The 26,070-nt window shown below is 70.8% G+C and carries 20 protein-coding genes; 9 read left to right on the forward strand and 11 right to left on the reverse strand.

Annotated elements, in window-relative coordinates; translation table 11 throughout:
* Nucleotides 1-6: 6 nt before the first annotated feature.
* The 4 genes from BJ958_RS13015 to BJ958_RS13030 all read right to left on the reverse strand — a co-directional run bounded on the left by BJ958_RS13015 (nucleotide 7) and on the right by BJ958_RS13030 (nucleotide 2,963).
* Nucleotides 7-888 carry a TIGR03619 family F420-dependent LLM class oxidoreductase gene (locus tag BJ958_RS13015; RefSeq protein ID WP_179727212.1) on the reverse strand — a complete coding sequence of 294 codons (882 nt, stop codon included), beginning with the start codon at nucleotides 886-888 and terminating at the stop codon, nucleotides 7-9.
* Between the two features lie 66 nt (nucleotides 889-954).
* Nucleotides 955-1,404: a DUF3817 domain-containing protein gene (locus BJ958_RS13020; protein WP_179727213.1), complete on the reverse strand. Its 450-nt coding sequence runs from the start codon at nucleotides 1,402-1,404 to the stop codon at nucleotides 955-957.
* Nucleotides 1,401-2,165, reverse strand: a complete 765-nt coding sequence (locus BJ958_RS13025) for an SIP domain-containing protein (RefSeq protein ID WP_179727214.1) — start codon at nucleotides 2,163-2,165, stop codon at nucleotides 1,401-1,403. Before BJ958_RS13025 ends, BJ958_RS13020 begins: the two co-directional genes overlap by 4 nt.
* A gap of 24 nt (nucleotides 2,166-2,189) precedes the next feature.
* Entirely contained in the window at nucleotides 2,190-2,963 is a 774-nt protein-coding gene (locus BJ958_RS13030; RefSeq protein ID WP_179727215.1) for an isoprenyl transferase, read from the reverse strand.
* Nucleotides 2,964-3,066: 103 nt separating this feature from the next.
* Here BJ958_RS13030 and BJ958_RS27865 point away from each other — a divergent pair, with 103 nt between their 5' ends.
* The gene (locus BJ958_RS27865) at nucleotides 3,067-4,257 is read left to right on the forward strand and encodes an AIM24 family protein (protein WP_179727216.1); all 1,191 of its coding nucleotides are present in this window, start codon (nucleotides 3,067-3,069) and stop codon (nucleotides 4,255-4,257) included.
* Between the two features lie 98 nt (nucleotides 4,258-4,355).
* Entirely contained in the window at nucleotides 4,356-5,096 is a 741-nt protein-coding gene (gene trhA, locus BJ958_RS13040; RefSeq protein ID WP_179727217.1) for a PAQR family membrane homeostasis protein TrhA, read from the forward strand.
* On the opposite strand, the gene rlmC is transcribed toward trhA, so the two are convergent.
* A complete protein-coding gene (rlmC, locus tag BJ958_RS13045; RefSeq protein ID WP_179727218.1) occupies nucleotides 5,081-6,247 on the reverse strand; it encodes a 23S rRNA (uracil(747)-C(5))-methyltransferase RlmC in 1,167 nt (388 codons plus the stop codon). The two genes, trhA and rlmC, sit on opposite strands and share 16 nt — an antisense overlap.
* Before the next feature lie 33 nt (nucleotides 6,248-6,280).
* Here rlmC and BJ958_RS13050 point away from each other — a divergent pair, with 33 nt between their 5' ends.
* The 3 genes from BJ958_RS13050 to BJ958_RS13060 are packed head-to-tail and all read left to right on the forward strand — an operon-like array spanning nucleotide 6,281 to nucleotide 8,873.
* The gene (locus BJ958_RS13050; protein ID WP_179727219.1) at nucleotides 6,281-7,009 is read left to right on the forward strand and encodes a hypothetical protein; all 729 of its coding nucleotides are present in this window, start codon (nucleotides 6,281-6,283) and stop codon (nucleotides 7,007-7,009) included.
* Nucleotides 7,006-7,950, forward strand: a complete 945-nt coding sequence (locus BJ958_RS13055; RefSeq protein ID WP_179727220.1) for a PfkB family carbohydrate kinase — start codon at nucleotides 7,006-7,008, stop codon at nucleotides 7,948-7,950. Before BJ958_RS13050 ends, BJ958_RS13055 begins: the two co-directional genes overlap by 4 nt.
* Nucleotides 7,947-8,873: a pseudouridine-5'-phosphate glycosidase gene (locus BJ958_RS13060; protein WP_179727221.1), complete on the forward strand. Its 927-nt coding sequence runs from the start codon at nucleotides 7,947-7,949 to the stop codon at nucleotides 8,871-8,873. Before BJ958_RS13055 ends, BJ958_RS13060 begins: the two co-directional genes overlap by 4 nt.
* Here the strand turns inward: BJ958_RS13060 and BJ958_RS27870 are convergent.
* Nucleotides 8,863-9,111 (reverse strand): uracil-DNA glycosylase family protein, encoded by a 249-nt coding sequence (locus tag BJ958_RS27870; protein WP_246319041.1) that lies wholly within the window; start codon nucleotides 9,109-9,111, stop codon nucleotides 8,863-8,865. The genes BJ958_RS13060 and BJ958_RS27870 overlap by 11 nt on opposite strands.
* Nucleotides 9,112-9,129: 18 nt before the next feature.
* Complete coding sequence (locus BJ958_RS13070; RefSeq protein ID WP_179727222.1) at nucleotides 9,130-10,542, reverse strand: aminotransferase-like domain-containing protein; 1,413 nt, start codon at nucleotides 10,540-10,542, stop codon at nucleotides 9,130-9,132.
* 46 nt (nucleotides 10,543-10,588) lie between these two features.
* Between BJ958_RS13070 and BJ958_RS13075 the strand changes: the two genes are divergently transcribed.
* Complete coding sequence (locus tag BJ958_RS13075) at nucleotides 10,589-11,491, forward strand: DMT family transporter (protein ID WP_343052672.1); 903 nt, start codon at nucleotides 10,589-10,591, stop codon at nucleotides 11,489-11,491.
* Here the strand turns inward: BJ958_RS13075 and BJ958_RS13080 are convergent.
* The 4 genes from BJ958_RS13080 to BJ958_RS13095 are packed head-to-tail and all read right to left on the reverse strand — an operon-like array spanning nucleotide 11,448 to nucleotide 16,470.
* Entirely contained in the window at nucleotides 11,448-12,923 is a 1,476-nt protein-coding gene (locus BJ958_RS13080; RefSeq protein ID WP_179727224.1) for an aldehyde dehydrogenase family protein, read from the reverse strand. The genes BJ958_RS13075 and BJ958_RS13080 overlap by 44 nt on opposite strands.
* Before the next feature lie 21 nt (nucleotides 12,924-12,944).
* On the reverse strand, nucleotides 12,945-13,838 hold the full coding sequence (locus BJ958_RS13085; protein ID WP_179727225.1) for a DUF1353 domain-containing protein: 894 nt from the start codon (nucleotides 13,836-13,838) through the stop codon (nucleotides 12,945-12,947).
* Entirely contained in the window at nucleotides 13,829-14,461 is a 633-nt protein-coding gene (locus tag BJ958_RS28535; protein ID WP_179727226.1) for a matrixin family metalloprotease, read from the reverse strand. Before BJ958_RS28535 ends, BJ958_RS13085 begins: the two co-directional genes overlap by 10 nt.
* Entirely contained in the window at nucleotides 14,458-16,470 is a 2,013-nt protein-coding gene (locus BJ958_RS13095) for a thioredoxin domain-containing protein (RefSeq protein ID WP_179727227.1), read from the reverse strand. Before BJ958_RS13095 ends, BJ958_RS28535 begins: the two co-directional genes overlap by 4 nt.
* Before the next feature lie 281 nt (nucleotides 16,471-16,751).
* Between BJ958_RS13095 and BJ958_RS13100 the strand changes: the two genes are divergently transcribed.
* The 3 genes from BJ958_RS13100 to mobF all read left to right on the forward strand — a co-directional run bounded on the left by BJ958_RS13100 (nucleotide 16,752) and on the right by mobF (nucleotide 25,984).
* Complete coding sequence (locus BJ958_RS13100; RefSeq protein ID WP_343052673.1) at nucleotides 16,752-17,993, forward strand: hypothetical protein; 1,242 nt, start codon at nucleotides 16,752-16,754, stop codon at nucleotides 17,991-17,993.
* Between the two features lie 1,632 nt (nucleotides 17,994-19,625).
* On the forward strand, nucleotides 19,626-23,132 hold the full coding sequence (locus BJ958_RS13105; protein WP_179727229.1) for a DUF4020 domain-containing protein: 3,507 nt from the start codon (nucleotides 19,626-19,628) through the stop codon (nucleotides 23,130-23,132).
* 266 nt (nucleotides 23,133-23,398) lie between these two features.
* Nucleotides 23,399-25,984, forward strand: a complete 2,586-nt coding sequence (mobF, locus tag BJ958_RS13110) for a MobF family relaxase (protein WP_343052674.1) — start codon at nucleotides 23,399-23,401, stop codon at nucleotides 25,982-25,984.
* Nucleotides 25,985-26,070 lie beyond the last annotated feature (86 nt).

The following is a 26,070-nucleotide window of genomic DNA, read 5'->3' on the forward strand; positions in this document are numbered from 1 at the left end:
ACCGCGTCAGCGGCGGATGAACTCCGCGGCGAACCTCGCCACGCTCTCCAGCCGGGTCTCACGATCGGCCACCGCGTGAGCGTGGAACCGCCAGGGGTTCAGCCACACGTCGGTCGCGCCGGCGGCGGCGAGGTCGTCGAAGCCGGCCGCGTCGTCGACCCCGACGGGCGAGACGCAGACCGAGAACGGTACGTCGGCCCGCCCCTCCTCCGCGCGCAGCTCCTCGAGCCGCGCGATCACCGCCGGCAGGTCGGCGGCGGGCAGGTTGGCCGAGATCCAGCCGTCGCCGAGACGGGCGGCGCGACGCAGGGCCGGCTCGGTGTGGCCACCGACCAGGATGGGCAGCGGTCGCTGCGGCGCCGGGGAGATGATCAGCCGGTCGAAGTCGTAGTGCTGGCCGTGGAACTCCGCCCACTGCGGGCCCTCGCCGGGGCACACCGCACGCAGGACGGCGATCGCCTCGTCGGTGCGGGCGCCGCGGGTGCGCATCTCGGTCCCGGTGAACCGGAACTCCTCGGGCATCCACGACAGCCCGACGCCGAGCTCGAGCCGCTCCCCCGTCAGCACGGCGAGCGTGGAGACCTGCTTGGCGAGCAGCAGCGGGTCGCGCAGCGGCAGCTTGAGGACCGAGACCCGGAACCGGATCCGCTCGGTGACCGCGGCCAGCGCCGCGATCGTCACCAACGGGTCGGGCATGTCGGTGTCGGGGGCCCACATCCGCTTGCCGTCGCCGGAGTAGGGGTAGTCGGCCGAGACCTGCTCGGGGAAGAACACCGAGTCGGGGAGGCTGATCGCGTCCCAGCCCTCGGCCTCGGCCGCACGGGCCAGCTCGGGGAGGTCGCCGGTCGGCACCATCCCCACGGACAGGGTCCAGTTGAGGTCGCTCATGCCGCGAGCCTCACCGGCGCCCCCGGACGGCGGAAGGGATCTCCCGCTGACCGGGATCGACCGGGGTCAGGATCCGGGCGGGCCCACAACCAGCGCGACGCCGGTCAGCGCGGCCACGGCGACCAGGCCCACGCCCAGCCCGCGCAGCGGGTTCGTGAGCAGCCAGGCGACGACCCGGTCCGGGAGCGACGCTCCGGCACCGGCGGGCAGCCGCCACGCGTCGCCCAGCCAGCCCTTGCGGATCGCGAACCACTCGAGCGGCAGCGTCGCGAGCGGCGGTACGGCGGCGACCAGCGCGAGCAGGCCACGGCCCGCCGACCAGCGCCGGTCCACCCAGACCACGACCGTCGTGACGACGTACGCGACGAACACGATGCCGTGCAGCATCCCGAAGATCCGCACGCCGGTCTCGTTCTCCGCCGGGCCGTACTTGAGGAACATGCCGAGCAGCAGACCCGTCCAGGTGATCGCCTCGGCGATCGCGACGGTGCGGAACAGGCGGGTGGGGGTGTTCATGACGTGCCTTCCTCGGTGCGGGCCAGGTCGGCCTTCCACTCACGGAAGGTCTCCTCGGTGCGGCCCTGCTTCCAGTACGCGGAGATCGAGACGTCGGCGCGCGGGACCGCGCGCTCGCCGTACAGGTAGGGCCGGATCTCCTTCATCACGGCCTGCCCCTCGCCGTGCACGAACGCGTGCACCCGGCCCTCGCGCCACGGCAGAGCGCGCACGGCGTCGGCCAGGCCGGGGTGGCTCGGGTCGGAGCGGTGCAGCCAGGTCAGCTCGACGCCGGCGGGAGCAGCGACCGGCTGCTCGTACGCCGGCCCGTCGACCTGCAGCACGACGTACCCCTGCGCGTCCTCGGCCAGCGCGGCCAGCGCCTGGCGGATCGCGGGGATCGCGGCCTCGTCGCCGGCGAGCAGGTGCCAGTCGGCGGCCGGGTCGGGCGCGTAGGCGCCGCCGGGTCCACGGACGTGGATGGTGTCGCCGGGTCGGGCCTTCGCCGCCCAGGGACCGGCGACCCCCTCGTCACCGTGGACGACGAAGTCGATGGTGAGCGTGCCCTTCGCGACGTCGGGCTCGAGCGCGGTGTAGGTCCGCAGCGTCGGGCGGCCACCGTTCTCGAGCTCGGCCGGGTCGCCGAAGACGAGCTTCACGTAGCGGTCGGTGAAGGTGCTGCCCGCGAAGACGGCCAGGTCGCCGGAGAAGCGGATCCGGGTCATCCCCGGGCTGAGCTGCTCCGTCGACTCGACGGTCAGCAGCGTGATGGGCTTGCTCACGCCGCCACGGTACCGGCGCGACGTTCAGGCCCCGAACCGGCGCTCGCGTTGTGCGTAGGCGCGGATCGCGCGCAGGAAGTCGACGCGGCGGAAGTCGGGCCAGTAGGCCTCGCAGAAGTAGAACTCGGACTTCGCGCTCTGCCACAGCAGGAACCCGCCGAGGCGCTGCTCCCCCGAGGTGCGGATCACGAGGTCCGGGTCGGGCTGGCCCTTGGTGTAGAGGTGCTCCTCGATGTGCTCGATGTCGATCTGCTGGGCGAGCAGCTCGAGCGGGGTGCCGAGGGCGGCGTGCTCGGTGAGCAGGGAGCGGACGGCGTCGGCGATCTCGCGGCGTCCGCCGTACGCGACGGCGACGTTGACGATCATCCCGTCGACGTCGGCGGTGGCCTCGGCGGCGGCCTTGAGCCGCTTGGCCGCGGCGTCAGGGAGCAGGTCGAGGGCGCCGACGGGGTGCAGCCGCCAGCGGCGCTGGTCGGCGAGCGAGTCGACCGCGTCGACGATGATCTCGAGCAGCGGCTCGAGCTCCTCGGCGGGCCGGTTGAGGTTGTCGGTCGAGAGCAGCCACAAGGTGACCACCTCGATGCCGACCTCGTCGCACCAGCCGAGCAGCGGCTCGATGTTGGCCGCGCCCGCACGGTGCCCGTGGGCGGTGTCGCGGCCTACGGCCTTGGCCCAGCGCCGGTTGCCGTCGAGCATCACGCCGATGTGCTTGGGCAGGTTGGCCGGCATCTTGCGAAGCATGCGTGCCTCGTACGCCGGGTAGAGCACCCTGCGCGCACCGCGCTTCCAATCCGCCACACCTCGATATTAGCCGGGCTACCGGCCCACCCACCCGGCTGACACGATGATCCCCACACCGGCTTCGAACCCGAGACCCGACAGACCGAGAGATAGGACGACCATGACTGCAGCCGCCTGGCACCCGGACCCCACCGGACGCCACGAGCTCCGCTACTGGGACGGCTCCCAGTGGACCGACCACGTGTCCGACCAGGGCGTGCAGTCGACCAACCCCCTCTACCCGTCCGCCGACGCCGGCTCGGCCGCGGCGGCCACGGACTCCAGCAGTGCCACCGGCACCTCGGACAGCGGCTCCTCCGGCGATGCCTGGGTCGGCAGCCAGGAGGCCGCCGCGTCCACCGACGGCGCGGAGTCCGCGTCCGAGGAGGCGCCGAGCGAGTCCGCCGAGCCGTCGTTCTCCTTCGACGCCGTCACCCAGGTCGCCCCGCGGTCGGCCCAGCCGGCCCATGCCGCCGAGCCGGCCCGGCCCGAGCAGGCCGCGCAGCCCGAGCAGCAGCCCTACCAGTCGGCCCAGCCGCCGTCGTACCAGCCCCAGCCCATGGCACAGCAGCCCATGGCCCAGCAGCCGATGGCCCAGCAGCCGATGGGCGGCTACAGCCCCCAGCAGGTGCCGGCCGACGCCTTCGCCGGCATCTCCGGCGAGCTGATCGACGGCCGCTTCAGCGAGGTCGACGGCGCGGGCGCGATCTTGCAGAACAAGAAGCTGCTCCGGGTGCGGATCACCGAGCCGTTCATGGCCAAGCAGGGCTCGATGGTCGCCTACCAGGGCAACGTGAACTTCAACTACCAGGGCGGCGGCGCCGCGAAGTTCCTGAAGAAGGCGCTGACCGGCGAGGGCCTGCAGCTGATGCGGGTCGAGGGCCAGGGCGACGTCTTCCTCGCCGACCTCGCGCACGAGGTGCACATCCTGCACCTCAACAACAGCGGCCTGTCGGTGAGCGGCAAGAACGTCCTCGCCTTCTCGGCCTCGCTCGAGTGGAACGTGGAGCGGGTCAAGGGCGGCAGCATCGCCGCGGGAGGGCTGTTCAACACCACCCTGCGTGGCACCGGCTGGGTCGCCATCACCACCGAGGGCGCGCCGGTCGTGCTCAACGCGGCCGAGGCCCCGACCTTCGCCGACGCCAACGCGCTGGTCGCCTGGTCGGTGCACCTGCAGACCTCGCTCCGCTCCACCCTGTCGGCGGGCGCGCTCATCGGCCGCGGCTCGGGCGAGGCCTTCCAGGTCGCCTTCCAGGGACCGGGCTTCGTCATCGTGCAGCCCTCGGAGGGTCCGCCGGTCCACACCGCCTGAGCCTGGCCCGAACGGGCTACTCGCGACGGCCGGATGAGCGTGAGATCACGTTCGTCCGGCCGTCGTTGCGTCTGCGGGCCCCGGGTACCCTTCGGTGCATGAACCAGGCCATCCACCACGCGAACGGCAAGGTCCGCGACCGGCTGGACGACCTCGGGGAACAGATCAGCGAGACGGTCGCGGACATCAAGCCGAAGCTCCGCGGCTGGTTCCACCTCGCGTCCACCCCGCTCGTCCTGGCCGCCGGCATCGTGCTGATCTGCCTCTCGCCGACCGCCACCACCAAGGTCGGCTCGGCGCTGTACGCCGGCTCCGCGCTGCTGCTGTTCGGCATCTCCGCGCTCTACCACCGCGGCACCTGGTCGCCGAAGGTCTGGACCGTGCTCAACCGGTTCGACCACTCCAACATCTTCTTGTTCATCGCCGGTTCCTACACGCCGTTCGCGCTGATCCTGCTCGACGGCACCTCCCGGGTGGTGATGCTCGCGACCGCGTGGACCGGCGCACTGCTCGGCATCGCGTTCAAGCTGTTCTGGCCCACCGCCCCGCGCTGGCTGTCCGCGCCGATCTACATCGCGCTCGGCTGGGCGGCGATCTTCTTCATCCCCGCGTTCTTCGAGGGCGCGATCGCTCTCGGCCTCGGCATCGGGATCGCGATCTTCGTGCTCATCGCGGTCGGCGGCGCGCTCTACACGATGGGGGGCCTGGTCTACGGGTTCCAGTGGCCCAACCCGTCACCGCGGGTGTTCGGGTTCCACGAGATCTTCCACGGCTTCACGATCGCCGCCTTCGCCGCCCACTACGTCGGCGTGTCGCTCGCGACCTACTCGCTGCGCTGACGCTCCAGCAGGAGCAGCACCTCTGCGTGCGGGGTCTGCGGGAACATGTCGAGCAGGCGTCCCCGCACCGGCCGGTACGACGCCAGGTCGGCCAGGTCGCGCGCCAGGGTCTCGGGGTTGCAGCTGGAGTAGAGCACGTACGACGCCCCCGACTCCTCGAGCCGGACGGACAGGTCGTGGCCCAGGCCGCGTCGCGGCGGGTTGACCACGACCAGGTCGGCACCGGCCAGCAGCGTGGCGTGCTCCGGCGCGGTCGCGTCGCCCACCGCGAAGTCGATCTCGCCGGGCAGGCCGGCCTCGTCACGTGAGCGCTCGGCCGAGGCGATCGCGTCCGCGCTGATCTCGATGCCGGTCACCTGCCGGCCCGGCGCGGCCAGGTGCAGCGCGAACCCGCCGACCCCGCAGTAGAGGTCGACCACCCGGCTCCGTGCCAGGTCGGCGACCCAGGCCGTCGCCTCGGCGTACAGCGCCGCGGCGACGGCGGTGTTGGTCTGGAAGAAGCTGCGCGGGCGCAGGTGCAGGCTGACCCCGCCGAGCCGCATGGGCAGCGTGTCGGCCTCGGTCAGCACCACCTCGCGCTCCCCCTCGAGCACCGCCCGGTGCTCGGGCTGGACGTTGAGCGTGACGACGCGCAGCCCGGGCAGGGCGTCGAGCAGCCACGGCAGGTGCTTGCGGACCCGCGCCTCGACCGCGGTCGAGCGGACCACGAGGCGCACCATCAGCTCACCGTCCGGCGAGGCCGTCACGAGCAGGTGCTTGAGCTCACCGCGCTGGCCGACCGGTGCCGCCGACGCCACGTCGTACGGCGTCAGGTCGGTGCGCCGCACGAGCTCGGCCAGGACCGGCATCGCCGCCACGACGACCGGCTCGTGCAGCGCGCAGTCGCGCAGGTCGACGCCCTTGCCCTCCGGCCCCAGGATCCCCAGCGTCGGCGCGTCCGCGGTCCCGGCGACGACCATCTTGGCCTTGTTGCGGAAGCCCGCCATCGGACTGGTCACCGGCGGCAGCCAGACCAGCCCGGGCGCGTCGACCAGGGCGCGGGTCGCGGCGAGCTTGGCGGCCAGCTGGTCGTCGTACGGCTGCCCGAGCCAGGTGCACGAGCGGCACTCCCCCGCCGTGAAGTGGGCACAGTCGAGCACGGCGGAACCCATGGCTCCATCGTAGGCGCGCACTAGGCTGCCGCCGTGCCGTCCCCGCTCGAGCGCGTCCAGGCCGCGCCGGTCCTCGCGACCGTGCGCCGCCTCGAGCAGCGCATCGCGGCCCGCTTCCCCGGGCGCGGCCTCACCAAGGTGGTCGGCGAGCTGGCCGGGCTGGTGGAGACGGTGGACTCGTCGACGGCCACGGCACGCGGTCGCAGGTCGTGGCTGCGGCCGCTGTCGCGGTTCGGGATCGTGGCCGTGCTCGTGGTGACCGGGACCGTGATGGTGCTGGCGATCCGCTCGGCGATCGCGGACGCACCCGATGACGGGCTGGCCTGGATCCCGCTGCTGGAGAGCTCGGTCAACGACCTGGTGTTCGCAGCGCTGGCGATCTGGTTCCTCTACTCCGTGCCCGAGCGGCTGCAGCGCGCCAGCCTGCTCGAGCTGCTCCACCGGCTGCGCTCGCTGGCGCACATCGTCGACATGCACCAGCTGACCAAGGACCCGGAGCGGTTGCGCTCGGAGTTCGTGCCGACCGGCGCGAGCGTCCCGATGGACCTCGACACCGACCAGCTCGAGCACTACCTCGACTACTGCTCCGAGCTGCTCAGCCTGGTCGGCAAGACCGCGGCGCTGTGCGCCGAGGCGTCGCGCGACCCGGTCGTGCTCGACACGGTGAGCACCGTCGAGACGCTCACGGTGTCCCTGGAGCGCAAGATCTGGCAGAAGATCGCGGTGCTCAACCACCACCGCGAGACGCCCGGAGCGACGTGACGGGACCGGCCGCGGAGGTCGTCGTCCTCGGCGGGGCGGTGATGGACGTCAAGGCGGTGACCGACGGCCGGGCCGTCCCCGGCACCAGCAACCCCGCCACGATCCACACCTCCCCCGGCGGGGTCGGCCGCAACATCGCGGAGGGGCTGGCCCGGCTCGGCCGGCGTACCTTCCTCGTGGCGGTCGTCGGCGACGACGCCTTCGGCCGCGAGCTGCTCGCCCGCACCGCCGACGCGGGGGTGCACGTCGACCACGTGGTCCGCAGCGCGGTCCGGACCGGCACCTACCTGGCCACGCTCGACCACGACGGCGAGCTCGTGGTCGGCGCGTCCGACATGCGCGCGACCGATGCACTCACCGTCGACGCGCTCGGCCGGGCCGGTGACCTGCTGCCCCGCGCCGGCTTCGTCGTCGTCGACGGCAACATCCCGGCCGACGTCGTGCGCTGGGCGGTCCGGGTCTGCGCCGAGCACGGCGTGCCGCTGCTCCTCGACCCGGTCAGCGTCGCCAAGGCCGGCCGCCTCGCGCCGCTCCTCGACGGAGCGCCCGTCGACACGATCACCCCCAACCTCGCCGAGCTCGCGGCGCTCACCGGCAGCCCCGTGGCCGACACCCGGCCCGCGATCGCCCGTGCGGCCGCCGAGCTGCACGAGCGCGGCGTGCGCCGGGTGTGGGTACGACGCGGCCGGCACGGCAGCCTGCTCAGCGACGAGGGTGCGGTCACCGCGCTCGCGGCGCGGCCCGGCGAGGTCGTCGACGTGACCGGCGCCGGGGACGCCATGACCGCGGCGTACGTCGCCGCGCGCACCGGCGGCGACACGCCCGTCGCGGCCGCCGGGCTCGGCCACCTCGCCGCCGCGCTCACCGTCGCCCACCCCGACACCGTCCGCCCCGACCTCGCGACCGCGATCCGCGCCGACCGAACGGAGACCCTCCCGTGACCAGCCCGCACCCGCTCCTGTCCCTCGCCCCCGAGGTCGCGGAGGCGTTGGCCGGCGGCGGGCCGGTCGTCGCCCTCGAGTCGACGATCATCAGCCACGGGATGCCCTACCCCCGCAACGTCGAGATGGCCCGCGAGGTCGAGCAGATCGTGCGCGACGGCGGCGCCACCCCGGCCACGATCGCCGTGCTCGACGGCGTCGCGCGAATCGGCCTGTCGGCCGCCGAGCTCGACGTCCTCGCCTCCGACCCGTCGGTCACCAAGGTCAGCATCCGCGACCTCGGTTACGTCGCCGCGCGCGGCGCACACGGCGCGACCACCGTCGCCGCGACGATGCGGCTGGCCGCCCTCGCCGGGATCCGGGTGTTCGTGACCGGCGGCCTGGGCGGCGTGCACCGCGGCGCCGAGTCGTCGATGGACATCTCCGCCGACCTGACCGAGATGAGCCGCACCGACGTCGCCGTCGTCAGCGCCGGCGTGAAGTCGCTGCTCGACATCGGCCGCACCCTCGAGGTCCTCGAGACCCTCGGCGTCCCGGTCGTGGCCTACCGCTCCGACGAGTTCCCGTCGTTCTACTCCCGCTCCAGCGGGTACGCCGCCCCGATGCGCCTCGACGAGCCGGAGCAGGTCGCCGCGATGATGCGCGCCAAGTGGGACCTGGGCCTCGAGGGCGCGGTCTCGGTCGCCAACCCGGTCCCGGCCGAGGACGAGATCCCGCAGCCCGAGATCGAGCGCACCATCCAGCAGGCGCTCGCGGACGCCGACGAGCGCGGGATCCGCGGCAAGGACATCACGCCGTACCTGCTCGGCCGGATCGTCGAGCTCTCCGGCGGCGCGTCCCTGGAGACCAACATCGCGCTGGTGCGCGACAACGCCCGCCTGGGCGCGGCGATCGCGGTCGCGTACGCCGCGCTCACCGACTGAGCCAGCCCACCGCGAGCCGCAGGTCGGCCACGAGCCCGTCGTACGCCGCCTGCCGCTGGTCGCGTGCACGCAGCACGGCCGACGGGTGCGTGGTCGCCAGCACCCACGCCGGTGGTGCGTCGACGGGCGGGTCCTCCGGCCACGCGAGCCGCCGCCCGCGGCACTCCTGCACCGCAGCCCGCAGCCGCGGCAGGGTCGGTCGGTCCGGCACCCACGCCTCGGCTCCCGCTGCTCCCACGAGGGCGCGGTACCCGGCTCAGCGGTGCTGCAGTCGGACCGCCCGCTCGACGACCGCCAGCGCGGCCGGGTAGCCGGCCGGCTCGGGACCGATGAAGGTGAGCCGGAGGTACGGCGCCGCCGGCTCCGCGGGGAACCACTCGTCGCCCGCGGCCACCCAGACCCCGTCGGCCGCGCTGTCCCGGACGACCTGCGCCGGGTCGGTGCCCTCGGGCAGCCGGGTCCACAGGTGCAGCCCGCCGGGCGGGACGGTGTCGAGCGCGATCGAGGGTGCGTGCTCGCGGACGGCGCCGACGAGCAGGTCGCGGCGCTCGCGGAGCTGGCCGCGCAGCCGGCGCAGGTGGGTGCGCCAGCCGGGGTCGCTGACGACCTCGAGCGCCGCCTGCTGGAGCAGCCCGCTGACGTACATCGACTCGGCCGCGCGGTCGCCGAGGATCCGGTCCCGGGCCGGCCCGCGGGCGTACAGCGCCGCCACCCGGATCGACGGCGAGACGCTCTTGGTCAGCGACCGGAGGTACACGACGTGGCCGGCGTCGTCGCGGGCCGCGATCGGCCGCACCTCGGCATCGATGCCGAAGTCGTGGGCCCAGTCGTCCTCGACGAGGAAGGCGCCGTGCCGGCGTACGACCTCCAGCACCTCCTCGCCGCGCTCCACGCTCCAGTGCGCGCCGGTCGGGTTGGCGAAGCTGGGCTGGGCGTAGAACGCGCGGGCGCCGGTCTCCCGGAAGGACCGGTCGACCTCGGCCGGGTCCGGGCCGTTCGCGTCGCTCGGCACCGGGACCAGCTCGACCCCGGCCTGCCGGGCCGCCTGGATCGCCCCCCAGTACGTCGGTGACTCGATGAGCAGCGGCTGGCCGGGCGCGACGAGGGCCCGGAAGATCGAGGCCAGCGCGCTCTGCGACCCCGGCGCCACGATCACGTCGTTCGGCGTCACCGCGCTGAGGTGAGCGGGCGTCGCGTCGGCCAGCTCGGTGGCGAACCATGCGCGCAGCTCGGGCAGGCCGGCCGCCGGTGGGCGCGCGGTGGCGGCCGCGCCCCGCGCGGCGCGGCCGAGCGCGGTGCGGACCAGCCGCTCCGGCAGCAGGTCCGGTCCCGGGTACCCGGCGTGCAGCGACAGCGCCTCGGGCGGTGCGGTCTGCAGCGGGCCGGCCACCTTGGCCAGGTCCGCGCGCGGGCCACGCAGTGCGGCGGTCTGCCAGCCGAAGTCCGGGCCGCGCGCCGGCCGGACCGCGCGGACGAAGGTGCCGACGCCGGGACGGCTCTCGACGAGGCCCTCCGCCACCAGTCGGCGCAGCGCCTTCTGGACGGTGACCGGGCTGGCGCCGTACTCGCTCACGAGGTGGCGCGACGACGGCAGCTGCGCGCCCGCGGCGGCGTCCCGGATCCAGGCACGGAGCCCCGCGACGATCCGGGCACTGCTATCGTTGCTCATGTCAGCACAGAGTAGCGCTATCGTCCCGAGTCGGCACCTGCTATCGGTGGTCCCCGCCGGGCTCGCCTGGGGCCTGGCCGGCGTGGTCGCCTTCTCCTTCACGGTGCCGCTCACCCGCGTCGCCCTCGGCGGGCTCGACCCGCTGTTCATCGGTGCCGGACGCGCGGTCGTGGCCGCCGCCCTGGCCGCCGGCGCGCTCGCCCTCACCCGGCAGGCCCTCCCCCGCGGTCGTCAGTGGCTGCGCCTGGCGATCGTCGCCGGCGGTGTCGTCGCCGGGTTCCCGCTGCTGACGTCGTACGCGCTGACCGAGGTGCCGGCCAGCCACGGCGCGGTCGTGATCGCGATGCTGCCCGCCGCCACCGCCGTGATCGCGGTGCTGCGCACCGGCGAGCGTCCGGTCCGCGCGTTCTGGGCGTTCGCCGCACTCGGCGCACTCGCCGCGGTCGGCTTCGCCGCGCTGCAGGGCGGCACCGGGGGCCACCTCCAGCGGGCCGACGTGCTGCTGGTGCTGGGCGTCGTCGCCTGCGCGATCGGGTACGCCGAGGGCGGCGTGATCTCCCGTGAGCTCGGCTCGTGGCAGACCATCTCCTGGGCGCTGGTGCTCGCCGCGCCGGTGATGCTGGCGCTGACCGGAGCCAGCGTCGCCACGCACCCGCCGGCGGCGACCGCGACGCAGTGGCTGTGCTTCGCCTACCTGGCGTGCATCAGCATGTTCCTCGGCTTCTTCGCCTGGTACCGCGGCCTCGCGATCGGGCCGATGGCGCAGGTCAGCCAGGTCCAGCTCGCCCAACCGGTCCTGTCGATCACCTGGGCGGGCCTGCTGCTCGGCGAGCAGATCACCTGGCTGACCGTCGTCGGCGGCCTGGCCGTCGTGGCGTGTGCCGCCGGCGCCAGCTCTGCCCGCGCTAGCTCTTCCCGCGCCCGTACAGGCCGCGCACGACCTTCGTGAGCTGCTGCTCCTCCTTCGCCGTGCGGCGGAAGGTGGTCAGCGCGATCGCCGGCTTGAACCGCTGACGGGCGATCGCGTGCGGGTAGGTGAACTCGCGCAGACCGTCGGGGCCGTGGATCCGGCCGAAGCCCGAGTCGCCGACGCCGCCGAACGGCAGGGTCGGGATGCCGGCGAACGAGATGACCCCGTTGATCGCGGTCATGCCGGCGCGCAGCCGCTGCGCGATCTCCATGCCCTGGCTCTTCGAGAACACGGTCGAGCCGAGGGCGTAGCGGGTGCCGTTGGCCCGCTCGATCGCCTCGTCCATGCTCGTGACCCGCGACACGGTGACGGTCGGGCCGAAGGTCTCCTCCTGCACCGCCGCCGAGTCCTCGGGCACGTCGACCAGCACGGTCGGCTGCACGAACCGGGCGCCCTCCGGGACCGGGCCGCCGACCAGGGCGCGGCCGCCGCGGGCCAGCGCGTCGTCGACGTGGCGGCGGATGATGTCGACCTGGGAGGGCATGGTGATCGGGCCGACCTGGCCGCCCGGCCGGGCCTCCAGCTTGCGAGCCTGCGTGACGAGCTCGTCGAGGAACTGGTCGTAGACGCGGTCGTGGACGTAGACCCGCTCGACGCCGGCGCAGGTCTGGCCGGCGTTGGCGGCCGCACCCCACAGCGCCGCCTCGGCCGCCTCGGCGACGTCGGCGTCCTCCGCGACGATCAGCGCGTCCTTGCCGCCGGCCTCGATCACGACGGGCGTGAGCGACTCGGCGCAGGCCGCCATCACCCGCTTGCCGGTCGCGGTCGAGCCGGTGAACGCGACCTTGTCGACACCTGCCGTGGTGAGCGCGGCGCCGGTCTCGCCGTACCCGGTGACGACCTGGAGCACCGGCCGGCCGACGGCCTCGAGGAAGGTCGCGGCGAGCCACTCGCCGACGCCGGGGGTGTACTCCGAGGGCTTGAAGACGACCGCGTTGCCGGCGGCGAGGGCGTAGGCGATCGAGCCCATCGGGGTGAAGACGGGGTAGTTCCACGGGCCGATGACGCCGACCACGCCGAGCGGGCGGTACTCCACGCTCGCGGCCTGGTTGACCATCAGCAGGCCGGGCGAGACGCTGCGCCGCTTGAGGACCTTCTCGGCGTGGCTCGCGGCCCACGCGAGGTGGTCGATCGCGAGCGCGGTCTCGAGGAGTGCGTCGCCGTCGGGCTTGCCGGTCTCGCGCGCCATCAGCGCGGCCAGCTCCTCCATCCGCCGCGCGATCACCTTGCGCCAGCGGACCAGCGCCTTCTTGCGGCCGTCGAAGCCGAGGGCCTGCCACCACTCGGACTGCTTGCGGGCGGTGGCCACCGCGGCGCGGACGTCGTCGGCGGTGTGGATCGGGTGGGTGCCGACGACCGCGCCGGTGGCGGGGTCGAGCGAGGTGAAGGTGGCTGCGGCGTCGATGGTCACGCCCCGAAACCTACTCGCGAGTCAGTTCGAGCGGAATGGCGTCAGGAACAAGACAATCAGCACCAGATGGGCGGCAATCACAATGCCAGCGATGACAATCGCCGCCACGGGCCGGCGCCGGGCGATCCACTCGGCCGCCTGGTAGGCCAGCGTGATCAGGCCGAGCGCCACCGTGACGTGGAGCAGCACCGCGAGCGCGATCCCGGAGACGACGCCCGCGACCGCGAACCTCCCCCAGGTCAGCCCGAGCAGCAGCGGTACGACGACTGCCCCCGCCAGCCCGCCGACCAGCTCCATCACGAACGACCGGTCCCCCATCCACGGCACCTCGTCGATGACGTCGAACAGGTCGAGGGTCGCCAGCACGCCGAGCACCACGATGATCGCGACGCTCGCTGCCGCGGCCACCCTGTAGCGCAGGTGGGTCGCCCGGGTCCAGGACGCGGACCCGTGCCAGATCGTCGAGAGGGTGATCGCCGACCACACCAGCCAGCTGCGCACGGGACCGGTGTCGGTGTCGCGCATCGCCGCACGGAACACCCGGTCCGCGGCGACCCGGTCGAGCACGCGGCCCTCGACGGAGAGGTACGTCGGCGCCTCGTCGGGTGCGTGCACCAGGCCGTCGTGGATCAGCGCGGGCGGGAGGTGGCGCCCGGTGCGCGGCACCAGCCAGGTGAAGATCGTCGGCACCGAGGTCAGGTCGGTCTCGAAGGTGCCGAGGTCGGCGGGGACCAGCAGGTCGCCGTACTCGCGGTCGCGGTAGGCGATGCGGTGCAGCATCCGGAACCGCTCGGTGCGCCGGTGGACGTCACCGGCCTCGACCCGCTCGAGCACGATCCTCGGCGGGTCCGCGGAGCCCTCGTCGTGGAACCGCTCGGGCTCCGGTCGCACCGGTCGCCACGGACTCAGCTGCATGACTGCGTCCCCTTCCCGAGACGGACCAGCCCTTCACGATCACCGCGACCGTAGTCCAGCCGGCCGGTCGTGGTCCGGTACATGAGCTCGGCCCGCGAGTCGACGTGGTCGAGGCCGACCAGGTGGCCGAGCTCGTGGAGCAGGATGGCCCGTCCCTCCTCACCGAGACCGATCCGGTCGAACACCTCGACGTCGAGGACGATCTGGCCGCTCACGAACCACTCCCGGCTGGCGTACCTCTTGATCGCGGCGCGGGTGACCCCGGCGACCTTGCCGGCCAGCTCGTCGACCTCGTCGGCGGCGGCCCAGGAGATCGCCACGTCGAACGGCTGCCCGACCGGCTCGCGGCGGAACCGCAGACCGGTGAGCGCGGAGACGTGCTCGACGGCCTCGTCGACGAAGGCCAGCGCCTCACCCTCCCCACCGAGCAGCCGTGAGGTGTGGACCTGGTAGACGATCGGGACGCAGGGCTCCCAGGTCACCGGTGCGCCCGGCTCCCCCGCCTGGGTCTCGGTGAACGCGAACTCCGGATCGGGCGGGCCGGCGACGCGGCCGGCCGTCACCGCGACCGCGAACACGACGATGCTGAGGGCGAGGACGAGGCCCCAGGCCCGACGCGTCACCCGATGCCGTCCGGCTCCGTGACCGGCCGCTCGCACACGAAGCCGCGACAGACGTACGCCGCCGGCCGGCCGTCGACGGGGGTCCGTCCGACCAGCAGCGGGATCACCGCGTCCTCGGTGCTGCCCTCGGTGCTGCCCTCGGTGCTGTCTGTCGCGACCACCACCGCACCCGGCAGGGTGAGCGCCTTGGCGACGAGGGCGTCGCGGGCCTCGCCCGCGGGGCCGACGACGGCCACCTCGAGGGGGCCGTCGGGCATGGTCACCGCGGCGGCCAGCGACCAGCCGGCGAACCGCGGTGCCTTGTCGGCGAGCACGCTGACGGTCGCCAGCGCGCGCTCCGCAGCGTCGCGGTAGCGGCCCTCACCGGTCAGCGCGTGCGCCTCCACCAGCGCGTGGACCAGGCTGCTGAGCCCGCTCGGGCTGGCGTTGTCGCCGGGGTCGCGCGGCCGGGCGACGAGGACCTCCGCGTCGGCGCTGGTGTCGAAGAAGCCCCCGTCCGGAGCCGCGAAGCCCTCCAGCGCGGTGTCGAGGAGCCGGGTCGCCGAGCGCAGCCAGCGTGCGTCGGCCGTCGCCTGGGCGAGGGCGAGGAAGCCGGACGCCACGCACCCGTAGTCCTCGAGCACGCCGGCGTGCGCACCGGCCACACCGTCGCGGGAGACCCGCAGGATCCGGCCGTCCTCGACGTGGAGCCGCTCGAGCAGCTCTCCGGTCTCGACGGCCGCCTCGAGGTGGTCCGGGCGGCCGAGCCGGCGCCCCGCGTCGACCAGCCCGCTGATGGCGAGCCCGTTCCACGCGGCGACCACCTTGTCGTCGCGCGCCGGGCGCGGGCGCTGCTCGCGGGCGGCGAGCAGGCGGCGTCGTACGTCGGCCAGGCGCGCCCGGTCCGCCTCGTCTGCCGGGTGGTGGCGCAGCTGCAGCGTCGACATCCCGTGCTCGAAGGTGCCGTCCTCGGTGACGTTGAAGAGCTCCGCCGCCCAGGCCCCGTCGGTCGCCCCGAGCACGGCCGTGAGCTGCGCGGGGGTCCAGGCGTAGAACAGCCCCTCCTCCGCGTGCCCGCCCGGCTCGGCCGGGCTGTCCGCGTCGAGCGCCGAGGCGAACCCGCCCTGCGCCGTCCGCAGCTCGCGGAGCATGAAGTCCGCGGTCTCGGTGGCGATCCGGTCGCCCAGCTCGCTGCCCAGCCGGGCGTAGAGCCCCAGCAGCTGGGCGTTGTCGTAGAGCATCTTCTCGAAGTGCGGCACCACCCAGGCGCGGTCGACGGCGTAGCGCGCGAACCCGCCCCCCACCTGGTCGTACATCCCGCTGCCCGCCATCGCCGCGACCGTGCGCGCCAGCATGTGTCGCGCCTGCTGCTCCGCGTCGCCCCGGTAGCGGCGCAGGAACTCCAGCACCATCGTCGGCGGGAACTTCGGCGCACCCCCGAACCCGCCCGCCATCGCGTCGTACTCCTGCGCCAGGGTCGCCACCGCCGAGTCGATGCGCTCCCTCGTCAGTGCGTACGCCGGCATGGCGGCGTCCTTGCGGAGGTGCTCGGCCACGCTGGCCGCGGTGCGTCGTACGTCGTCGCCCCGGTCGACCCAGGCCCCGCTGAGCGCCTGCAGCACCTGCGTGAACGACGGCGACCCGTGCCGCGGCTGGTCCGGCAGGTAGGTGCCCGCGAAGAACGGCGCCCCCTCGTGGTCCATCACCACCGTCATCGGCCACCCGCCCTGCCCGGTCATCGCGGTGGTCGCCTGCATGTAGACCGCGTCCACGTCCGGCCGCTCCTCGCGGTCGACCTTGATGCTGACGAAGTGCTTGTTGAGGTAGTCCGCCGTCGCCTGGTCCTCGAACGACTCGTGGGCCATCACGTGGCACCAGTGGCAGGCGGCATACCCGACGGACAGCAGGATCGGGACGTTGCGGCGCTTCGCCTCGTCGAACGCCTCAGGCCCCCACTCCCACCAATCCACCGGATTCTCGGCATGTTGGAGCAGATAGGGGCTCGTCGCGGCGGCGAGTCGGTTGGCCATCGGGGTACCTCATTAGCGGCGTCAGGCGTACCATCAGAGGGCGAGTGATACACGAAAGTGATACACGAAAAACTTCTCGGGCTTGCAGTACCCGACCAGCCTAGGAGGCGGTCGAACCAGTGGCACGGACCAACAGGCGGCTCCTGCTCCAGGGCAGGGAGCGCACCGACGGCGGCGCCAAGCGCCCCTGGCGGGTGCGCCTCTACGCACCCGAGCCGGGCGGCAGCAAGTACCAGGTGATGTTCCGAGCGCCGGCCGGCGAGGGAGATCCCTGGAAGCGCGTGCTGCGACGCGCCTCCTCTGAGGAGGAGGCGCGCAAGATCTTCAGTCAGGCCGAGACCGCGCTCGACACCGCGCAGCCGACTCCCGTCGGCGCCGACGTCCGTGCAGCGCGGACGATCCGGATGCTCGGCGAGGAGTACCTCAAGGACTCGATCGAGCGCGGCAAGCAGCCCCGGACCATGGAGCAGCGGATCTCGCGGCTGAACGCGCACATCCTCCCGACCATCGGCGACGTCCCTGTGACGAAGTGGCGCGTCGAGCACAGCCGGGCGGTGATGGAGAAGGGCGGCAAGACCCTCTTCTCTCAGCGCGGCCGCGAGGACCTGCGGGGCCAGCTCTCCGCGCTGCGCAAGCTCGCCTGGCGCTTGGGCTGGCTCGACCGCTCGGTCGATCCGCTCGACGGACTGGAGATCGGCCGAGCCAACGTCCTCCATGGAGCGACTGCGCAGTACGTCGACCCGCGCCTGCGCCCCGAAACCCGGCAGGTCCGCGCGATGGCGGCTGCTGCCGACAAGCTCTGCGGGCCCGAGGGCACCGACCCGCTGATGACCCGCCTGCCGCTGTTCGGCACGAAGATCCGTGTGGCCGGATTCGGCGGCCTGCGCCTCGGCGAGCAGAATGCCCTTCGCGCGATCGACGTCTTCTTCGACCTCGGCTACGTCCACGTCAACGGCGCGTGGATCACCCCGCGCGGGGCGCCCGGCTTCCGCGGCCCGGTGAAGAACCATTCGCTCCACGAGGTCCCGCTCCCCCGCTCGCTCATGCGCGGCGAACTTCTCCCCCGCGTCGCCGTTCTCCTGGGTCTGCCAGCAGACGCGGCGATGCAGCGCGTGCTCAACGCACAGGAGGAGGAGCGTCAGCGCCGCGCATCCTTGGCCCTACGGGAGAAGGACCGCAACCTCGCCTGGTGGAACTACCCAGTCCCGCCCGAGGAGGAGCAGTGGCTCTTCGTCGACACCGTGACCGGTGTGCCGGTGAAGCCCGAGATGCACAACGAGCGCTGGCACCGCGTCCGCCGCTGGGTCGATGAGAACGATCCCGACAACGCCTGGCCCAAGACGATCGTCTACCGCAACCTCCGCCACCACGCCGCCACCAAGTGGTTCCACGACGAGCTCGGCGAGCCCTGGGAGGTGGTCGCCCAGTACCTCGGCGACAAACTCACCACCGTGCTCAACCACTATGTCCGTGCCGGCGAAGACGCATTGCGAGCTTCCGTCAGCAAGCTTGCCGACCGATAGCCGGGACGGGAACGGCAGGTGAGACCCACGGAATGCAAATGGCCTGAGCATGGTTCCACCGCGCATGAGCCGTCGACGCGCCCCGAGAGCCGACGGCCAAGCCCGTCAGAATCGGGCGGAGCAGCTATTCCTCCACCAGCGACATGCCTGGGACCACCACCTCAAGAGGCACGGGGCCGGGGGGTGTAGCGGGTATTCGACTCGGCCGGCTGAGTGGCGTGTCCGCTGTCCAATCTGCATGAAGATGACCACATTCGAATCGCTACAAGAGGAGCACGCGCCGCAGCAGTCGGGCGCGTCACTCCTTGGCAGCGACCGATGCGTGGTGCTGACCTGCTCTGCCTGCAACGGCGGAGCGAACCTTACCTACGAGATGCAAGCCGCGAGTCCGGAGACGTCAACGACGCACGCGAGCCCCTTGGGGTGCCCGACTCACGGCCTGGTGCTGGACCATTCGAGGGGGGACCTGATCCTAATAGCGGACGAGCTGCCCCTGGTCCTCACCGATCTCAAGTCGGCCTTTCTTGTCGCCTTCGCGACGCTGGGATACGGATGGTCGACGACCGCTGGCCTTCGACCGGTCCGCACTGCCATCCAGTCCGGCACCTTGCCACCCAACGGTACGTGCAGCATCGTCAAGCTCCGAGATCACGACGGGCAGAACATTGTCATGCAGCTGAGTGGGCCGTCACGATCGATCCTCGTACAGGCAGCGTCCGGCATCGCCGTCCAACTTCCGTGCCCAGGCAGCGCCTCACTACCTATCTTGGACGGCCTGGCAGTGCGGACTAGGCAATGGTCTTGGCCCACCCTGAACGGAAGTCACAAGCAGTTGGAGGTCGCGCGTCGGGCTGGCAACCTGTTTCACACGGATTTCTGTGACGGACACAGTTGGTAGCTGGCTCCCTACGGTCTAGATCTCCGCAACCGCCGCGTGTGTTTGCACCGGGGACCGAACTCAGCGCGTCGAGCTCGCGAGCGCCCCCGTTTCGATGCGCCCTCTACTCAGTTTCGGGACGGTAGGCACCTTCACTACCAAGCGCTCGACCCGACGTCGCCGCTTCCGGCCTCTTCTCGCCATCTCCACACCCATCTCGTAACAGTGGAGCGCCGCGACGTTAGGTAGAACTCGCCCGTCGATACTGGGTCAGTTTTCAGGCGTCGTCGACACACCACTCCCGCGCCGGCGAAGAGGCCCTACTGAGGCGGGTCAGCAGGTCGCCCAAACGCCGATAAGTCAGTGGTGCTCGAGAGTGTGTCCGACTACTCCGGAGAAACCGGAACTGCGGAGGGAAACTGGATCAATATCACAACCAGCGGCCGGGGCTATCAGTAAGATTTCGTCGATGATCACGGGTGAGCTGACGAGTAAGAGTGCCGCGCCCACTGAGGCGTCCCAGAGCTATCTGGAAGGACCCAGGTTCTCGGCAGTACAGGTACGCTCCACGAACGTCATCGCCGATGAGCTCACCCGATCCGGCGTAGTGGAGCCGAGGCACCTTTTCGAGTCGCAGCACACCAATCATTGCCCACCGGTTCCGACTGCTCCTCCCCGGACACCGATGTCGACGTCACCGTCGGCACCCTTAGTCGCATGAAGCAGACCGCCGTACCAAATGAAGTGGCCTGACCATGTGGATCGGTGACATCGATGTGCCGCAGGCTATCCTCGACGCCGCTGCGGCCGGCGAGCTTGTCTTCTTCGTCGGAGCCGGCGCGTCCCGCGCGCATCCGGCCGACCTGCCGGACTTCGCACAACTGGTGCGCAACATCGGGGCACTCGTTGGACGCGAACCGACCGACGCCGAGGTTCGCCAACCCGATGTCTTCCTCGGCCGGCTCAGGGACAACGGCAATGACGTCCACGAACTCGTAGCGCGTGCCATCGACCTCCCGGGATCCCAGCCGAACGCCCTACACCATGCGATCGCGGGGCTCGCGGCGGCGTATCCAGCTCCCAGGATCGTCACCACCAACTATGACCAGCACCTCAGTTCGTCAGCTCATCTTCTATCGCCCTTGCTGGACGTCTATGAGGCTCCGGCGCTTCCGGTCGGCGATGACTTCGAAGGGGTTGTCCACCTACACGGGTCGTTGTCACAACCCAGCCGCAGGCTCGTGGTTACCGACACAGATTTCGGACGGGCCTACCTCCGGGAGGCATGGGCAGCAAGATTTCTCGAGCGAATGTTCTCCAGGTTTACGGTCGTCTTCATCGGCTACAGCCACGGTGACGTCGTGATGCAGTACTTGGCTCGCTCCCTGGGGCCGGATCAACACCGATACGTGCTGACAGATGATGATCAGAACGCAGAGTGGCGCCGTCTCGGGCTGAAATCGATCGCATATCCGAATGATGCAGGGGATCATGCTGCCTTGCCAGCGTCGCTCGAGCGATGGCGAGCCTTGGCGTCGATGGGGCAGGCCGAGCATCGGGCACGACTTGCAGATCTCCTTTCTGCGGAACCGCCCACGGTGCCCGAGGAGGTTTCGTATTTCGAGGCGGCACTCGCGCACGCGGACCGGGTCCGGTACTTTGCCGAGAAGGCGAAGTTTGATGACGCTGCCCGCAGCCAACGGTGGTTCGCTTGGTTCGAAGCCCGCCCTGCCTTCCGTGCCCTGTTCTCGCAGGACGCCGCAGGTGAGCCGACGTCCCGCACCCTCATGTGGTGGATTGCCGACCAGTACATCCTCTCGGAGCAAGGCTCCGGGATGGCAATACGCGCGTTCCGCGACCGGCCTTGGCCATCAGATACGTGGTACGTCATCGCGCAGGCGCTTTTTTCCTTCAAAGGGACGTTCCCGACGTGGCTCAACCCGTGGCTTCAACTTGTTCTTCAGAAGGCCCCCACCCGTCAGCATGATCTGCTCGACATGATGCTGATCGACAAGGACTGGTCTGCGAACCTCGATCTCGCACTGATGGTGTTCGAGGATCGGACGCGACCCCAGTTGAAACGGGCCCTTGACTTCGGTGGCGCCACCGACCAGCCTCGGTTCGAGGTAGACCTGTGCGGCGACGAGCACTGGCTCACAGAGAGCTGGGCCAAGATCTTTCTGCCGGCAGTCGACCAGCACTTTGTGCAGTTCCTCAGCCTGACGACAGAGCAGATATCAAGCGCCTACCGGAGCCTTCGCGGGCTAGATCCTGAAGGTTCATTTGACCCAATCTCGTTCTCTCGATCAGCCATTGAACCCCATGATCAAGACAGCTATCGCGACTCCATCGACGTCCTCATCGACGCGGCGCGCGACTCCATCGAAGCGGCTCTCTCCCACTCCGTTCCCGTCGGCGAGGGGTTCCTGGAGGCCTGGTGCTCCTCGCCCTGCGCGATCCTTCGACGCCTCGCCGTCCACGGCTGGCGAGTACGGAGCGACGTTGGCCCAGATAGCAAACTGACCTGGCTATTCGCGAAGGACCTGCTTTGGGAGGCGCCACTTCAGCACGAAGTCTTCCAGTTGATCCGAGATGCCCTCCCGGGCTCAAGCGACGACGTAGCTCGAAGACTCATTGAAGCTGCTACCGCTGGCCCTCCGGGGGAGGACGATGAACACTCGTCTTACCGGACATACAATCTGCTGGGTTGGATCGCGTCCTCCGCACCTGCTCTCCCGATAGCCGTTGCCGCCTTCGAGCAGGCACAGGCAGCCAACCCCGAATACGGTCAGAGGGAGCATCCAGATCTCACCCGCTATGGCTCTTCTGGCGTTGTCGAAGATGCACTGCCGTTCACCGCATCGGAGCTTCACGAGATGGTCGGCGAAGATCCGGCCGCAGCGCTGACCTGCCTTCGAGCCTTCAAGGCTGAGACGCACGCACTCAGCGGTCCGACCTGGACCGGCGCACTCCGTTCCCTTCAAGCGTGCGTTTCGACGAACCCCCAAGATGGGGTGCGGGTCGCGGCCGCCCTACAGGATGACGACGGGGAGATCAGGACCTATCTCATCTACGGTTGGGATCGCGCCGCGCTTGATCGGGCCCAGATCGAACAAGTCGTCACGATAATCTCGCGCTGGGATCGCGATGAGATCCGCCGCGCGGCGTCGTCAATGCTCTCGAATGGTGGAGACCTTGAACACCCCACCGACTGGCATCAGCATGAGCCAGCTCGGAGGCTGGCATCCGATCTCTGGCCCACGGGCGCTATCGAAGGTGCAATCGTCAGCGGGGCAGACATCGTCATGGAGGCGATAAACCACCCCGCAGGGGACCTAGCCGAGTTCTGGACGAAGGTCGTTCAGTGGGAATGGACCGAGAACGAAGCGACTTGGGAAAGGCTTCCTGAGTCAGTCGTCAACGAGATCGATCGACTTGTGTCAGACGCGAGCCGTAATGGGCTGCTGGCACGTACCTTCTTCGCCTCCCAACTGCACTTCTACTTCGGCGCCGACCGTGAGTGGTGCGAGAACCGACTTCTTCCCCTGCTCGATTGGACGAATGAGGTGGAGTCGACAGCCGCATGGCAAGGCTTCCTGACGTGGGGGCGTTGGAACGATGGGCTGCTCCAATCAGGACTGCTCGAGGCCTACATGACGACCACAACGCACGCAGAGGAATTGCCCGACAATCTCCGCCGTCAGCTAGCGATCCATCTGACATCGATCGCCATGTTCGCCCCGGTTGACCCGGCGACGTGGTTGACCCGCTTCGTGGTCGACGCGTCAGAGGAACTCCGAGTTGCCTGGGCCCGGGCAGTCAAGCGCGCGCTGACTCAACTCGAAGCTAGTGAGGCGCTAAGTCAATGGGATCGGTGGATTCGCGCCTACTGGTCAGGACGGAACCAGTCCATACCGCGTCCCTTCACCCCGGCTGAGGCTTCCGCTACGGCCAGTTGGGTCACCGAACTGCATGGCGCGCGTCGCCAAGCCATCGACCTAGTCCTCGGATCCCAGGCGAGCCTCGACCAGCATGGAGGCTTCCTCCATCGCGTCGAGGATATCGATGTCGCGGCGGATGCAGTCGACTGGGCACGCCTGCTGACTCATCTCCTGAAGAACACGCGAGAGCCGCAGTGGGCCATCGGACATTACCTCCGCGGCATCGTTTCCCGGTTGCGCGAGGGGAACCCCGCGCCAGACCTAACCGAGATGATCAATGAAGCCATGCGCCTCGGCGCCACGGACGCCGCCGACTGGTAGGAACCCTTTCCGGGACGGTAGCCACGGGGCACATGGAACCTGACGTCCGTGTTCCCACTCACCATCATTCGGTGCTCTGCCTCCTGCCCTGCCGCGCAGCCTTCGCGCCCATTGGTTGTCGTCAGCGGCACCGCGAATGACCTCCAGATTGCCCGCGCTCACCAGCCACCAGGGGCGGCACGCATGCTACGAAGTTCGGTAGGGATCAGGAGCTCAGGTTCCCCCTGAAATCGCGGTTTCGCGGTTGTCGATGGTTGTTCAGGGCGGTGGTTCACCTGCACGGCGGCATGAAGATCTACCGCGGCGCGGCGGCGGCCGCGCGGCACTACGTTGAGGCGGATCGTTCGCGTGCCGACGACTACTACCTCGCCGAGGGCAGCGGCGTGGCTCTACGGTTCGTCGCGGGCGTGGACAAGCTCAACCAACGAGTAGATCTCAACAAACCAGCGGACCTCGAGCGGCGAGCCGACATGGATGGCGAGTCCTACGAACGCTGGGTAGCCGGGTACGACCCGGACACCGGTATCGCCAAGGGGCGATTGCGCAAGGACGATCAGGCGGTCCGATTTGTGGAGGTCACCGTCAATGGGCCGAAGACGTGGTCGCTCGCGGCAGCCCTCCATCCGGAGATCGCGGCGGCATACGACAAGGCACAGATGGCAGCCGCTGAGGAGATCATCTGCTGGCTGGCCGCCTACGCCACGACCCGGGTCGGGCCGCGTGGGCGGCAGGTGCAGGTGCCGGTCGAGCAGATCGAGGCGGCCGTTGTCCGCCACTTCACCTCCCGGGCCGGCGATCCGCACCGCCACCTGCATCTCCAAATCAATGCGCGGGTGTGGGCGCAGGACGCCTGGCGCGGGCTCCACACGGTTGGCGTGCGCGACAGCCTGGAGGCGATCAACGGAATCGGGCACGCCGCGGTGATGACCAACCCGGAGTTCCGCTCCGCGCTTGCCGAGCACGGCTACACCATCGACCTCGAGACCGGCGAGGTCACCCAGCTGGCGCCGTACGCCAGGGCGTTCAGTGCCCGGTCGCGACAGATCGAGGCCAACATCGACCGGTACGAGGCGCAGTGGCGCCAGGACCATCCCGGCGAGGAACCGGGCCCCGCGATCCGGCAGACGTGGGATCGCCGAGCCTGGGCCGACGCGCGGCCCGACAAGGTCGTCCCGATCTCGGGAGCCGATCTGCGCAACCGCTGGATCGAGGAGCTCGTGGAGCTCGGCTTCCGAGCACCCCATCGGCGACCCACCACACCCAGCACGCCGATCGGGTCGTTGGACCGCGAAGCCATGGCCAGGCGCGCCGTCGACCGACTCGGCGCCCGCCTCTCCGCCTGGAACGCAGCCGACATCCGCGGCGAAGTCGAGAAGCTCATCGCGTCGGCCGACGTGGTCGCCCGCGGCGCCGCACGCCGGGAGCTCGCCGAGGACCTGACCGCGAGGGCCATCGAGGCGTGCGTGGCGTTGGTGAACCGCGAGGACACTCCCGAGCATGTGCGGGCGCTGAGCTCGCCGGATGTGCTCGCGGTCGAGTACGACCTGGTCGCCCAGATCATCCGCGCCGGCGAGCGGGAGAAGATCACCGTCGTCGAGGGCGCCGCCGGCGCCGGCAAGACCCGTCGGCTCGCCGCCACCCGTGAGCAGGTCGAGGCACGCGGCGGCCGGATGATCGTGGCGACTCCGACCCGCAAGGCTGCGCAGGTGGCGGCCGGCGAGGTCGGCACCGAGACCCGCGCCGTCGCCAAGCTGCTCCACGAGCACGGCTTCCGGTGGGACGACGAGGGCCACTGGAGCCGGGCCTCGGCGTCTCCCACCGCTCCCCCGCTGGACAGCCGCACTCTCCTCGTGGTCGACGAAGCGGGAATGCTCGACCAGGACAGCGCCCGCGCCCTGCTCGCCCTCGCGTCCGGCGCTGGTGCGTCGGTGGCCCTGATCGGCGACCGGCACCAGCTCCCCGCTGTCGGTCGGGGCGGCGTGCTCGACCTCGCCGTGCGGTACGCCGCCGACCGGTGCATCGAACACGGCGGAGTCCACCGGTTCGCCGATCCTGCCTACGCCGAGCTGTCACTTCGCATGCGGTCCGGCGCTCGGCCCGGCGAGGTCTTCGACGAACTGGTGCGACGTGGAGAGGTCGTGATCCACGCCAGCGACGTCGAGCGTCAGGACCTGCTCGCGGTCAGGGCCTCAAAGGGAGAGCTGGTCGTCGCCGACACCCGCGAGCAGGTCGGCCGCGTCAACCACCTCGCGCATCGCGTGCGGGTGGCCACAGGGTCTGCGTCCGACGACGTCGTCACCGCCTCGGGCGAGCAGATCGGCGTCGGCGACACCATCGCCACCCGCCAGAACGATGCCCAGGTCGGCGTCGCCAACCGGGAGATGTGGACCGTCATCGACTCCTCGGCTGCCGGCCTCCACGTGAGGGGCGAGGCCGGGCAGCGCGTCCTGCCACCGGCGTACGTCCGCGAGCATATCGAGCTCGCCTACGCGACCACGGCGTACGGCGCCCAGGGCTCGACCGTCGACACCGCCCATGTCCTCATCGGCGACCACACCGGTGCCGCGTCGGCGTACGTCGGGATGACCCGCGGTCGTGATCACAACGTCGCCCACCTCGTGGCATCCTCCGCGGAGGACGCCCGCAAGCGCTGGATCGAGGTGTTCGGGCGCGACCGCGCCGACCTCGGCCCATCACACGCAGCGGGTCTGGCTGTCGAGGCGATCGACCGGTACGGCCCGATGCAGGCTCGGTACACCCGACGGACCTCGGCACCCCGGCGACGCCCGGGCCCGGACATCACCTATCGCCCGCCAACGGTGTCGTCCAGCGGCCCAGGCCTCGGCATGTAGAGAACCCCGGCCTCCGCTGCGACGACTGACGTACGAGATGCCGTCGGCCCGCTGCGGCATCTTTGACTTGTTCCCTTCCCGGCACA

It is taken from the genome of Nocardioides kongjuensis (assembly GCF_013409625.1).
In the GTDB taxonomy this organism is placed as follows: Bacteria; Actinomycetota; Actinomycetes; order Propionibacteriales; family Nocardioidaceae; genus Nocardioides; species Nocardioides kongjuensis.